Consider the following 13,095-nt stretch of genomic DNA (forward strand, 5'->3'; position numbering starts at 1 on the left):
GCCGACGCCACCGCGCCGGCCCCGCCCCCTCGACCTGAGGACGCCCTCCGGTCGCCCGCTCCCGTACTGAGACGACGGTGGGAACCGTGGAGGAAGCGATGCGATCGCCGAGCCGAGTCGTCCCGTTCACCGAGTTGAGCCGCCACGACGTCGGGCGGGTGGGCGGCAAGAACGCCTCGCTCGGCGAACTGACCAATCAGCTCGGCGCCGCCGGCGTCCGTGTGCCGCCGGGCTTCGCCACCACGGCCGAAGCGTACGACGAACTGCTCGACAGCGGAGAACTGCGCGAGCGGGTACGGGCTCTGATCGACCGTCTGCACCAGGGGGCGCCCCTGGACGAGGTCGGCGCGGCCGTCCGCGCTCTCGTCCTCGCCCAACCCTTGCCGGCCGCGCTGCGGGACGCGGTGCTCACCGCGTACACGCGCCTGGGCCAACAGATCGGCCGGAAGGATCCGGACGTGGCCGTGCGCAGCAGCGCGACGGCTGAGGATCTGCCGGAGGCCAGTTTCGCCGGGCAGCAGGAGACCTACCTCAACGTACGCGGCGCGGACGCGCTGTTGGAGGCGTGCCGCCGGTGCTACGCGTCCCTGTTCACGGACCGGGTGATCGACTACCGGGAACGCATGGGCTACGACCACCTGGCCGTCGCCCTGTCGATCGGCGTGCAGGCGATGGTCCGCTCCGATCTCGCGGGCGCGGGCGTCGCCTTCACGCTCGACCCGGAGACCGGCTTTCCCGACGTGATCGTGGTGAGCGCCGCCTGGGGCCTGGGGGAGACCGTCGTCAGCGGCCGGGTCGACCCCGACGAGTACACCGTGTTCAAGCCGAGCCTGAAGGACCCCGCCCTCGACCCGGTGATCGACGTACGCATCGGCACGAAGCGGCTGCGCACCGTGTACGCGGACCCGGGACCGACCCGCACCGTCGAGACGCCCGCAGGTGAACGCCACCAGAGAGTGCCGGACGACAGCGAGATCCGGTTGCTGGCCGGGTGGGCCGTGGCGATCGAGGACCACTACGGCTGCCCCATGGACCTCGAATGGGCCAAGGACGGGCTGACGGGCGATCTCTGGATGGTGCAGGCACGCCCGGAGACCGTCCAGTCCCGGCGCCGGACGACGACACTGGTCCGCCGCCGGCTCACCGTCACCGCGCCCCGGCCATTGGTCACGGGCAGCGCGGTCGGCGAGTCGATGGGCCAGGGTCCCGTCGTCCTGCTGGACGCACCGGTCGACCTCGACCGCTTCCCCCAGGGCGGCGTTCTCGTCACGGGCATCACCGACCCCGACTGGGAGCCGGTCATGAAAAGGGCTGCGGCCATCGTCACCGACCACGGTGGCCGCACTTCGCACGCCGCCATCGTCAGCCGTGAACTCGGCGTGCCCGCAGTCGTCGGCACAGGCGACGGCACACGGTGCCTGCGTGACGCACAGCCTGTGACCGTCTCCTGCGCCGAGGGCGAGAACGGTCGTGTCTACGAAGGGCTGCTTCCGTACGAGGAGACGCAGACCGACCTCACGGAACTGCCGGCCACCCGCACCCGCGTGATGCTGAACCTGGCCGACCCGTCGGCCGCGTTCCGCTGGTGGCGGCTGCCCGCCGACGGCGTGGGACTCGCCCGGCTGGAATTCATCGTCGCCCACCAGGTCAAGGTCCACCCCATGGCGCTGCTCCACCCGGAGCGGCTGAACCGCCACGACCGGCACGTCATCGACCGGCTCACCGAGGGCTACCTCGACCGGGGCGAGTACTTCGTCGACCACCTCGCGCGCGGCATCGCCCGGATCGCCGCCTCCCGCCGGCCCGCCCCCGTCGTCGTCCGCACCAGCGACTTCAAGACGAACGAATACGCCAAACTGCTCGGCGGCCGGCCGTTCGAACCGGACGAGGCCAACCCCATGATCGGCTGGCGCGGGGCGAGCCGTTACTACAGCGAGGGGTACCGGGAGGGCTTCGCCCTCGAATGCCGCGCGCTGAACCGGGTACGCGGAGCCATGGGACTGACGAACGTGATCGTGATGATCCCCTTCTGCCGCACGCTCGGCGAGGCCGACCAGGTCCTCGCCGTGATGGCCGAGCACGGGCTCGTGCGCGGCGAGAACGGGCTGCGCGTCTACGTGATGGCGGAGATCCCGGCCAACATCGTGCTCGCGACGGAGTTCGCCGAGCGGTTCGACGGCTTCTCCATCGGCAGCAACGACCTCACCCAGCTGACCCTCGGCGTGGACCGCGACTCCGAGGCGCTCGCCCACGTCTTCGACGAGAGCGACCCGGCCGTCGTCCGCAGCATCGAGCGGCTCACCGACCTCGCCCACCGGGCAGGCCGCCCCGTCGGCCTGTGCGGCCAACGGCCCAGCGACGACCCCGCCTTCACGGCGGTCCTCGTCGCGGCGGGCCTCGACTCGATCTCCGTGGCACCCGACAGTTTCGCGGAGGTCAGACGCCAGGTGGCGCGGGCCGAGAAGGAGCTTCGCAGCCCTTCGGCCGGAAAGGAGTGACCATGCCTCGCAGGACACGCGGCCGCGCGGTCCGGCAGCCGATGCCGCCGCACCGCCGATCTCACACGCCGGCCGCAGGCACGGTGCGGGCCCACCGGACCAGAACCGACTCGCGTCCCGAGACGATCACCCCCGCGGGGCAGCGCCCCGTACACACCATCCAGGTCCCCGCGTCCTGGCTGTGAACGCGGTGAACCCGCGTGGTCATGAAACAGGGGGACGGAAGGAGCTGCGGGCCGGACGACCGGCTCCACGGAATGGTCACGGACCGGGACATCGTCGTGAAGTGCCTGGCCAAGGGCAACGACCCGGCCCGTATGACGGCCGGATCGCCCGCCCGGGGCAGGCCGGTCACGGAGGATCGCTGTGGAAGGTGAGGCTCACACCGGGGAGGAGAGACTCCGCGACGGCCACGTCGAACGGCTGCGTACCCGGAGTGAGCACGCTCGCGGCGGCCACGGCCACGCCCAGCGCGCAGGCATGGACCGGATCGTCACCCGCGGCCATGCGCGTGACGATCGCGGCGACCATGCTGTCCCCGGCTCCGGCATCGCTGAGCGGGACCGCCGGCAACGGTGGTACGCGCATCTCGGTGTGACCTTCGCGGGTGGAACAGAGCGCACCGAGCTCACCGATCGTGGTGATCGCGACCTCGGCGGAGCCCGCGGAGAGCAGCTGGGTGTTGACCGCTCGGGCGTCGTCGAAGGTGCGCACCTCACGGCCGAGCAGGTAGGAGGCTTCCTTGCGGCTGCAGCGGAAGAGGAAGACTCCCTCGGCCAGGCCGTGGCGCATCGCCGGTCCTGATGTGTCCAGTACCAGCCGGGCTCCGGCCTCCTCGACTCTGCGGGCCACGGCTCCGTAGAAGGCGTCGGACAGTCCGCCCGGGAGGCTGCCGCTGGCCACCACGAATCGGCCAGGGGCCAGCGATTCCGTCAGTGTGTCCAGGCACGTCAGGCCCTCGGACTCGTCGAGTACCGGACCCGGCGGCACGATGTGGTGACTACGGCGCGTCTCGGTCTCGAGGAGGACGAGCGCCTCGCGGGTCTCCCCGTCGATGGGAAGGGGAACGTGGTCGATGCCCTCCTCGTCCAGCAACCGGTCCAGGCGGCGGCCGAGTTCGCGGCCCGAGGTGTGCAGGGCAGTGGCTGTGCCGCCGAGTCGGGTGATGCCGCGGGCGACGTTGATGCCCCCGCCTCCGGCGGAGACGGATCTGACCCGGGCGCGGTTCTTTCCCATGTCAGTGAGGTGGCGGACGTCCCAGCACATGTCGATCGTCGGGTTCATGGTCAGCGTGAGCACGCGCTCGGCCGAGGCGGGATTCATGGTGGGCTCCCCACATGCACGACAGCAGGGCAGTGGTGTCATTTCGACGCTAACGCCGGCGGAAGACGGCCGCACACCCTTGCGGGGCAGGGCTCTCGCCGGTCGACATCGCGAGCCGGGGTACCCGCCGGCGCAAGGGCATGGGGCCTGTGGGGCACGCATGGGGACTGTGTGGCCCATGCCGGATCGGGCGGTGCTGTGCGGAGATGGGAGGTGGGGCGCGGGACTCGGATACCGGCCGGTGAGGATGGTGAGCGTCAACATGTGGGCGTTCGGACCGTGGGAGACCTGCCCTGCGAGGGTGCGGGAGAGACGAGATCGGCGCGCGCCGGACCATCGGCGGGATCTGGGGTGAGGGATCGTGCCCGATGAGCTCGGGACGTCGGAGCCCGTCGTGGGCGAGCTGGACCCAGAGGAGCGGGTGGAGCTGCTGCTGCGTGACCTGCGCACTACGCGTGACGGGCTCACCGCCCGGGAGGCCTCCCGACGGCTGGTGCATTACGGGCCCAACGCGCTGCACCGCCGGGGTGGGCGGCGCTGGCCGGGGGAGCTGGCACGCCAGGTCACTCATCCGCTCGCTCTGCTGCTGTGGGCGGCGGCGCTGCTGGCGTGGTGGGCGGGGATCTTCCCGGTGGCGCTGGCCGTCGTGGTGGTGATCGTGGTCAACGCCGCGTTCGCGTTCGTGCAGGAGAGACAGGCCGAGCGCGCGGTGGAGGCGCTTGCGGCGTACCTGCCGGAGCGGGCGAAGGTTCTGCGGGACGGGCGGGAGCAGGTGGTGGACGCGGTCGACCTGGTGCCCGGGGATGTGCTGGTGATCGCGGAGGGGGACCGGATCTCGGCCGACGCACGGCTGATCGCGGGCGGGGTCGAGGTCGCTCTGTCGGCGTTGACCGGTGAGTCGATGCCCGCTTACCGGGCAGCGGATCTGGCAGATGTGCGAGTGCCGTGGTTGCAGGCTCGCGACCTGGTGTTCAGCGGAACGGCATGTACGGAGGGCGAGGGTCGGGCGCTGATCTTCGCCACCGGCATGCACACCGAACTGGGGCGGATCGCCGCGTTGTCCGAGCGGGTCGAACGTGAGGTCAGCCCACTGGAGAGCCAGGTCAGGCGCGTGGCGTGGCTGATCGCGCTGATCGCGGTGGTCACCGGCCTGGCGTTCCTGCCGATAGCCGTGTTCGGGGCCAAGCTGGCCTTCCACGACGCGGTGGTGTTCGCCGTCGGACTTCTGGTGGGCAATGTGCCGGAAGGGCTGCTGCCGGTGATCACCCTGGCGCTGGCGCTCGGGGTGCGTGAGCTGGTGCGGCGCGGGGCTGTCGTCAAGCGGCTCAGCGCGGTGGAGACGCTCGGCTCTGCGGACGTGATCTGTACCGACAAGACGGGCACCCTGACGGAGAACCGCATGCACGTCGACAGGGTGTGGACGGCAACCGGCGGCGAGCAGCGCCTGCGCACCGGCACACCGGGGGACGGGCCGGACGATCCGGTGCTGCCTTCCCTCGCGGCAGTCATGTCCCGATGCAACAACGCACGGTCCGATGTCGACGACCCTCCCATCGGCGACCCCACCGAGCTCGCCCTGCTCGAGGCCGCCGACCATCTCGGACACGGCATCACCGCGTCCGAGCGCGAGCAGGGCCGTCGCAGGCAGTTCCACTTCGATCCGGTGCTCAAGCTGATGTCCACCGTGGACGAGCGTGATCGTGCGACATGGGTCGACACCAAAGGCGCACCCGAGGCAGTGCTGCCACGGTGCAGCCGAGTCCTGGGGACGGACGGGCGCCCCCAGCCGCTCACCGATCAGGTGCGTCGTCAGGTGGAGGAGCGAGTGAACGACCTCGCCCGTCAGGGACTGAGGGTCCTGGCCATGGCCGAACGCCGCCTGGAGCCCTCCGCGCTGCCCGCGACCCGGGCCGAAGCCGAACGGGATCTGACGCTGATCGGCCTGGCGGCCATGGCCGACCCTCCACGCCCCGAGGTGGCCGAGGCCGTGGCGCACTGCCACAGCGCCGGCGTACGCGTCGTCATCGTGACCGGCGACCACGCCCTGACCGCCGCCGCGATCGCCCGGCAGGTCGGTATCGGAGGCGAGCACCCGCCAGTCGTCACCGGCGAGGAGCTCGACCGGATGAGCGAGGGCGACCTCGACCGGCTTCTGCGGCACAGCGGTGAGCTGATCTTCGCCCGCACCTCGCCCGAGGCGAAGCTGCGCATCGCCGACGCGCTGCGGGCCGAAGGGCACACGGTCGCCATGACCGGCGACGGAGTCAATGACGCGCCCGCCCTGCGCCGCGCCGACATCGGCGATGGGGCGCTCCGGAACCGACGTCGCCCGCGAGGCAGCCACCATGGTGCTCACCGACGACAACTTCGCGACCATCGTCGCGGCCGTGCGTGCCGGACGGCAGATCTACGACAACATCCGCAAGTTCATCTGCTACATCTTCGCCCACACCACCCCCGAGGTCACGCCGTTCCTCGTGTTCGCCCTGGGCGGCGGGACGGTCCCGCTGCCTCTGACCGTGATGCAGCTGCTCGCCTTCGACGTCGGCACCGAAACCCTCCCCGCCCTGGCTCTGGGCCGCGAGCGGGCCGAACCCGGCCTGATGGACCGCCCGCCCCGTCCTCGCTCCGAAGGAGTCATCCGCGGCCCGATGCTGCTGCGCGCCTGGCTCTTCCTCGGCGTCATCTGTGCGGTGCTGGAGATGTTCGGGTTTTTCGCCGTCCTGATCCATGCCGGCTGGTAGCCGGGTGATGCCACGGGCCCCGCTTCTTGCGCGCCGGCAGTTCGAGCCCCCGACCCCGGCCCCGATCGCCCGAAAGTCGGGTTCGCGGGCGTTCCCCGTGCGGCAGGTCTGCGCAGCGGCCAAGGCCTGCCGGTCGCAAGACCCGGTGCCCTCGAGAGCGCGCACGCCGACGCGCCGACCTGCTGTCCCTGGTGGCAGAGTCGGGGTCGAAGCTGGACGAGATCGCGACGATGCTGCGTGAGCTGGCCGCGGCCCAGGACCGGCTCCAGGACTTGCTGGACGCCGTGCCGGCCATGAGCCGCGAGGAGGACCTGCCCTCCCTGTCGCGGCGATTCGTCACCGACTCCACAGGGTGAGCCGTACGCGTCGCCGACCTGGCTTTCCCCCCCGTCGAGCGTTTGCGGTCAGGGCGCTACGTCCGTGGCGTCGAGGAGTACGCACTGATCGAACTTCATGCAGCCGCACTCCAGACAGTCCGCAACTGCCTGCCGCAGGGCCTGAGTCTGCGCGATGTGCCGATCGAGTTCGGGCAGTTTGCGCGTGGCCATGTCCCGCCACTGACGGGTGGCGGACGGCGTGGTGCCCTCGGCCAGCAGCTGTGTGATCTCGGCGAGGGTGAAGCCCGCCCGCTGAGCCATCTTGATCAGGGCGACCCGTCGGACTGTGGTGGCGGGCCAAACACGACGCCCGCCTTCGCGACGCGCGCCGGGCAGCAGGCCGCGCTCCTCCCAGTAGCGCAGGGCCGAAGCACGCACGTGGACTGTCTCCGCGAGCTCGCCAATGGGGAGATACCGCATGCCCGGCCCCTCCTCGGTCCGTCCTTGACTTCAAGCATGCTTGAAGCGCGACTGTGACCTGCATGTTCTCAGTCGCACCGGGACGCCTGCTGCCCGGCCCCTATCGTTCGCTGCTCGCCGACGGCGCCTTTCGTCGGCTGATGCCGGTCTTCGCGTTGTCCGACCTGGGCGATGGCATGACCGTCGTCGCGGTCGCGTGGCTCGCACTCGCCCTGGGCCCTGACGGCGGTCAAGGCGCGCTGGCCGGTATCGCTGTCGCCGCCTACGTCCTGCCCGGCGCGCTGGGCGCCCTGGTTCTCGGCAGGTGGATGCGCCGACTGCCCGCGCGACGGCTCCTGGTCACCGACGCCACGCTGCGGGCCGCACTGCTGGGGGCGGTCCCGCTCGCACACATCGCGGGGCTGCTCACCCCGGTCCTGTACGTCGGACTCCTGGCCGCCTCCTCGCTGCTGCACGCCTGGGGCAAGGCGGGAAAGCACGCCCTCTTCGCCCCCCTGCTCCCCGAGGACCGCCGCCTGGCGGCCAACAGTGTGCTCAGCACCAGCCTGTGGACCGCGACCATTGTGGGCCCCGCCCTGGCGGGGCTTCTCGTGGGAGTGATCTCCCCGGCATGGATCATCGGCCTGGACGCCGCCACGTTCGCCGTCCTCGCCCTCCAGGCCGGCCGCACCACCCTGCCCCGGACAGCGGCGCCCCCAGTCACAGGCGGCACACAGCGCGGGCTGAGCATTCTGCGCCGCAGGCCGGAACTGTTGGGCCTGCTCCTCGTGACCTGGGTGTTCAACCTCGCGTTCGGTCCCGTCGAAGTCGCCCTTCCTCTGTTCGTCTCCGATGACCTCGATGCCGGCGCCGGGCTGCTCGGCGCCTACTGGGCCGCCTTCGGTGTCGGAGCAGTCATCGGCGCCCTCGCACTGGGCGCGGCCATACGGCTTCCCCTCTGGCCGGCCATCCTCGGCATCATCGCGGGCCACGGCATCGGGATGCTCCCGTTCGCTCTCACGGACACCGCCGTCCCCTCCTTGATCGGCTTCGCTTTCGCCGGACTCGTCTACGGCCCCTACTCCGCGCTCTCCTTCACCCTGATCCAGGACCGCACCCCCGCCGACTCCCTCACCACGGTTCTGGCCGCGCGCGGCGCCGTACTCCTGACCGCCTCTCCCACAGGAGCCGCGCTCGGAGGCTTCGTCCTCGACCGGACCAGTGCCCCCGCTGTCCTCGTCGGCTGCGGTGCGCTGATGATCCTCACCGCCCCGACCAGCATCGTCGTACTGAAGGTCAGCGAGAGCCGCCGACAAGAGGTTCAGCCCGCGCATGCGCCGGCGGAGGAGGCGCGACGTACCGTCCGAGACGCGTCGGCGGCACAGCACTCACGTCCCTTCGACCTCGGGTGAGGGGCCGCGACGTGGGCGGGGCCGCAACGGCGCAAGGCCGCGTTATGTCAACACCGTTGACCATGTCTGCCGAGGCTTGCCTATGATCTGCCGTCCGCCACGCCAGCCCCGCAGCCTTACGGAGTGCCGTGCCTGCCCCAGAGTCGCATCCCGTCGTCGGGCCGGGTTTCAGCCCCGCCCTCAGCTTCGCCTTCGAGGTCCGAGCCTTCCTCGCTCCCTCCCTGCACATCGGGCACGGAGCCGGCGAAGTCACCGAGTACGTCCCCATCACCGGCGGCACTGTCGATGGCCCCCGCCTGCGCGGCACCGTCCTGGCCGGCGGCGGCGACTGGTGCGACACACGCGGCGGGGTCTATCAGCTCGATGCCCGATACCTCCTTCAAGCCGATGACGGCGCGGTCATCGACATCACCAACCGCGGCTACTACCACGAGGACGACCCCGCCGCCCCCGCCCAGTACGACGGCGCCCTGCAGGTGTCCGAGACAGGTGTGTACTACCGAACCTGCCCCGTCTTCCGCACCGATGCCCCCGCCCACCTCTGGCTCGCTCGGACCGTCTTCATCGGCCTGGCCCGCGGCGACGACTCCGAAGTCGCCATCCGCTTCTACTCCGTGGTCTGACGCCGACCCGAAACACCTGACGCGCGCATCGGTGGGATGACCGATGTGCGAGGTGCGTGGGCGCGGCCATAGTCCTCGGGAGATCGTTCCCGGGTGGCCGCGGTGCGCCCGGTCGGTGAAAGGACCTTCGGTGGACACGTATGCGGACCTGGTGTTTCTCGGCGGAAAGGTGGTCACGGTCGACGCGGAGTTCTCCGTCGCCTCGGCGCTCGCGGTGACCGACGGGATCATCAGTGCCGTCGGCGGGCCCGGCGACGTCGAACCGCTCGTCGGACCCGGCACGCGCGTCGTCGATCTGCGGGGAGCGACCCTGCTTCCTGGCATCAACGACTCCCATCTGCACGGCTGCGCCCTCGGCATGTCGACGCCGCCGCTCTCCCTCGACCTCGGCCATGCCGCCGTGTCGTCCCTCGCGGACGTCACCGAGGCGGTACGGGAGGCCGCCGGGCGGGTTCCGGAGGGGCAGTGGATCACGGGGCACGGCTGGGACACCGGCTACCTCGACGAGTGCCTCGCCGACCCCGCGCGTCAGCCCTCGCGGAGCGACCTGGACGCCGTGAGCCCGGACCACCCCGTCGCCCTCTACTGCTTCTCCGGGCACGCCACCTGGGTCAACTCCCGGGCGCTCGCACTCATCGGGATCGACCGGGACACGGTGGCGCCGCCCGGCGGGGTCATCGTCGCGGACCCGGCCGGCGAACCGACCGGGCTGCTCCACGAGGGGGCCCAGGCCCTGATCCAGAACGCGCTGCCACCGCTGAGCCGCCAGGAGCGGGCCGACGCGATCAGGTCGAACCTCGCCACGCTCGCCCGGCTCGGCATCACCAGCTACACCGAACCCGGGCTCGGCCCCGGCGGCGACGGCATCATGCGCGGCGCTCTCGGCGCGCAGACCCTGGACGTCTACCGCGAGCTGCTCGCCGCCGGCGAACTGACCGCCCGCCTCGGCGTCCTCCTCCTGCCCACCGGAATGGCGAGCAGCGCCGAGGAGTTCGCCCGCACCCTCGACGCCCTCGGCGACCGCCGCGACGCCGACCCGCGCCGCCTCGCGATCCACGGCGTCAAGATCTTCGCCGACGGCATCGTCCCCAACAAGACGTCCTGGATGCACGAGCCGTACGTGGACGGCGGCTGCGGCGCGCTGTGCGTGGGCGGCGCGAACGACGCCGAGCGGACCGCCGAGATCGACGCCATCATCCGGCACGCCCACGCCGCCGGGCACCAGGTGGGCGTCCACGTCACCGGCGACCGGGCCTGCGACACCGTCGCGGACGCTTTCGCCGCCGCCGCGGCCGAACACCCGAGGGAAGACGCGCGGCACTACGTCATCCACGGCGACTTCCTCACCGCGCACAGCATGAAGGTCCTCGCCGCGCACGGCTTCGGCGTCAACATGAACCCGACCATCAAGTGGACCGTCGCCGACATGGAGGCGGAACTCGTCGGCACCGAACGGGCCGCCTACGCCTGGCCCTACCGGGACGCCATCGACGCCGGGGTGCGGGTCGCGAGCGGCTCCGACGCTCCTGTCACCCACCCGGACTGGCGCCAGGGAGTGGCCACCATGATGCTGCGCGAGTCGAAGGCCACCGGCCGGATCAGCGGCCCCGAGCAGCGCATCGGCCTGGCCGAGGCGCTCCGTACGTACACGATCGACGCGGCCTGGCAGGACTTCGCCGACGACTGGAAGGGCTCCCTGGAGCCGGGCAAGGTCGCCGACCTCTGCGTCCTCGACGGGGACCTGCTCGCTGCCGACCCCCACGACATCCCGCGGATGCCCGTCGTCCTCACCGTCATGGACGGGCAGGTCGTGCACGACATCCTGCGAGATTGACCTGTCCCGGACGCGTGATCATCATGGGGGCGTGGCAGCGGGGCGGAGCACGGCGGACATCCTGGACGCGGCCGTCCACGTCCGCGAGGCCGCCAGGAACGCCGCGAGCGGGGCGGCCGGCGTCGGCACCGTCCTGGCGGCGCTGGCCGAGGTGATGGCGTACGACCACGCCTCGCTGTCCCGGTGGGATCCGCTGCGCCGGCGCCACACGACGCTCGCCGGGAGCTACCCGGACGACGCCACCGCCTACATCGAGAACCGCCTCCACCGCGATCCCGTGTTCGCCGTGCTCCGCAGCCCGGCCCGGGGCGGCCTCTGGCTCAGGGACGTCCCCCGGCACCTCCTGGCGGCGTCCCCGGGCTTCCAGGAAGTGCTGTCCCCGCTCGGCATCGAGGACGGTGTGGCCCAGTGCCTGTTCGCCACCGACGGCCGGTACGTCGGCATGCTGAACGTCAGCACCCGCCGTCCGCGGCGCGCGCCCGATCCGGCGCGCGCCGCGGTCACCCTGCTCACCGAGGCCCTCGCCGCGGCCGTCGACCCCGGCGCGGGCCCGCCGCCCGAGCCGGCCGTACGAGGGCGGAGGCCCGGCGGACTCTCGCCCCGGGAACTGGAGGTGCTCGGCGAGCTGACCACCGGCCGGACGAACCGGGAGATCGCCGAGCGGCTGCACATCACACCGCGGACCGTGGGCACCCACATCGAGCACATCCTCGCCAAGCTCGACCTCCCCAACCGTGCGGCCGCCGCCGCCCGAGCCGCGGCCTGGGGCGTCGAACCCTCCCGATGAACAGCCCTCCCTGAACTCCCTTGTCCGTCAAGGAACTTGCGGAACCCGGAACCGGCGCCGGTACTCCGTCGGTGTCGTGTTCAGGCGTCGGCGGAAGGCCCGCACGAGCGTGTCCGTCGTACCGAACCCGCACAGCGTCGCGACACGCTCCAGCGTGTTGTCCGACGACTCCAGCTCGTGGCGGGCCTTCTCCACCCGGACGGACTCGATGTACGCGTGCGGGGTCGTCCCGAGCTCGGTCTTGAACAGGCGGGTCAGGTGCCGGTCGCTGACGTGCGCGTACGCGGCGAGATCGACCACCGTGAGCGGCTCGTCGATGTGCCGCAGGATGTGATGGCGCAGATCCTCGATGCGCCGCGTCGTCGACACCTGCTCGAGCGGCACGCTGAACTGGCTCTGACCGCTGGGCCGCTTCAGGTACATCACCAACTGGCGCGCCACGCGCAGGGCCACCGCCTCGCCGAGGTCGTCGGCGATCAGCGCGAGCGACAGATCGAGGCAGGCGCTGATCCCGGCGCCCGTCCACACATTGCCCTCGCGGATGAAGATGGGGTCGGCGTCGACCTGTACGGCCGGGTGGTCGGCGGCCAGTTGCTGCGCGGTGGACCAGTGCGTGGTGGCCCGCTTGCCGTCGAGGAGTCCCGCGGCCGCGAGCAGGTGCGCGCCCACGCACACCGAGGTGATCCGGTGCGTACGCGCGGCCAACACCCGTACCCACTCGACGAGTTCGGGGTCGACGAGCGGATGGGCGCGGCGCTCCTCGTCGAGCTCCACCGCCCCGGGCACCAGGAGCGTGTCGATGGTGCCCGCGGCGGCCTGCGCGAAGGTGATGTCCGGAAGGATGCGCACCCCCGCGCCGGTGGTGACCGGATCCAGGGTCTCGGCGGCCAGCAGCACCCGGTAGCCCGCCGCCTCCTCGGTCTCGCGCAGCGCCAGCGAGAACACCTCGGGCGGCCCGGTCACGTCGAGCAGGTCGACGCCCTCGAAGAGCACGATCACGATGAGTCGTCTGACGGTGTCCGGCACGGACCCTCCCACTCTCGGCATGGCATGTCGGTATCTGCATGTTAGACGTCATTGCCGACGCAAGCGCCGGGT

Annotated in this window: 10 protein-coding genes and 1 pseudogene; 8 read left to right on the top strand and 3 right to left on the bottom strand. The window is 71.4% G+C overall.

Annotated features, from left to right (window positions below):
• Positions 1–98 precede the first annotated feature (98 nt).
• Entirely contained in the window at positions 99–2,498 is a 2,400-nt protein-coding gene (gene ppsA, locus ACZ4E1_RS14725; RefSeq protein ID WP_467539379.1) for a phosphoenolpyruvate synthase, read from the top strand.
• Between the two features lie 351 nt (positions 2,499–2,849).
• Here ppsA and ACZ4E1_RS14730 read toward each other — a convergent pair whose 3' ends face one another.
• Complete coding sequence (locus ACZ4E1_RS14730) at positions 2,850–3,821, bottom strand: 1-phosphofructokinase family hexose kinase (RefSeq protein WP_467539381.1); 972 nt, start codon at positions 3,819–3,821, stop codon at positions 2,850–2,852.
• Between the two features lie 421 nt (positions 3,822–4,242).
• Here ACZ4E1_RS14730 and ACZ4E1_RS14735 point away from each other — a divergent pair.
• The 3 genes and pseudogenes from ACZ4E1_RS14735 to ACZ4E1_RS14745 all read left to right on the top strand — a co-directional run.
• Positions 4,243–6,105 (top strand): annotated as a pseudogene (locus ACZ4E1_RS14735) (cation-translocating P-type ATPase); the annotation flags it as partial.
• Between the two features lie 238 nt (positions 6,106–6,343).
• On the top strand, positions 6,344–6,565 hold the full coding sequence (locus tag ACZ4E1_RS14740) for a cation transporting ATPase C-terminal domain-containing protein (protein WP_467539601.1): 222 nt from the start codon (positions 6,344–6,346) through the stop codon (positions 6,563–6,565).
• 191 nt (positions 6,566–6,756) lie between these two features.
• Complete coding sequence (locus ACZ4E1_RS14745) at positions 6,757–6,921, top strand: hypothetical protein (RefSeq protein WP_467539383.1); 165 nt, start codon at positions 6,757–6,759, stop codon at positions 6,919–6,921.
• 48 nt (positions 6,922–6,969) lie between these two features.
• Here the strand turns inward: ACZ4E1_RS14745 and ACZ4E1_RS14750 are convergent, their stop codons facing one another.
• Complete coding sequence (locus tag ACZ4E1_RS14750; protein WP_467539385.1) at positions 6,970–7,362, bottom strand: MerR family transcriptional regulator; 393 nt, start codon at positions 7,360–7,362, stop codon at positions 6,970–6,972.
• Between the two features lie 62 nt (positions 7,363–7,424).
• On the opposite strand from ACZ4E1_RS14750, the gene ACZ4E1_RS14755 reads away from it, so the two are divergent.
• The 4 genes from ACZ4E1_RS14755 (at position 7,425) to ACZ4E1_RS14770 (ending at position 11,997) form a co-directional block, all read left to right on the top strand.
• Positions 7,425–8,753: an MFS transporter gene (locus ACZ4E1_RS14755; RefSeq protein WP_467539387.1), complete on the top strand. Its 1,329-nt coding sequence runs from the start codon at positions 7,425–7,427 to the stop codon at positions 8,751–8,753.
• A gap of 128 nt (positions 8,754–8,881) precedes the next feature.
• Positions 8,882–9,376, top strand: coding sequence for a DUF3237 domain-containing protein (locus tag ACZ4E1_RS14760; protein WP_467539389.1), 495 nt, complete (start codon positions 8,882–8,884; stop codon positions 9,374–9,376).
• Positions 9,377–9,506: 130 nt separating this feature from the next.
• Positions 9,507–11,210, top strand: a complete 1,704-nt coding sequence (locus ACZ4E1_RS14765) for an amidohydrolase (protein ID WP_467539391.1) — start codon at positions 9,507–9,509, stop codon at positions 11,208–11,210.
• Between the two features lie 31 nt (positions 11,211–11,241).
• Complete coding sequence (locus tag ACZ4E1_RS14770) at positions 11,242–11,997, top strand: helix-turn-helix transcriptional regulator (RefSeq protein ID WP_467539394.1); 756 nt, start codon at positions 11,242–11,244, stop codon at positions 11,995–11,997.
• A gap of 27 nt (positions 11,998–12,024) precedes the next feature.
• On the opposite strand, the gene ACZ4E1_RS14775 is transcribed toward ACZ4E1_RS14770, so the two are convergent.
• Positions 12,025–13,023, bottom strand: coding sequence for a GlxA family transcriptional regulator (locus ACZ4E1_RS14775; RefSeq protein ID WP_467539396.1), 999 nt, complete (start codon positions 13,021–13,023; stop codon positions 12,025–12,027).
• Between the last annotated feature and the right edge of the window lie 72 nt (positions 13,024–13,095).

This window comes from Streptomyces sp. NPDC025806, from assembly GCF_055558275.1.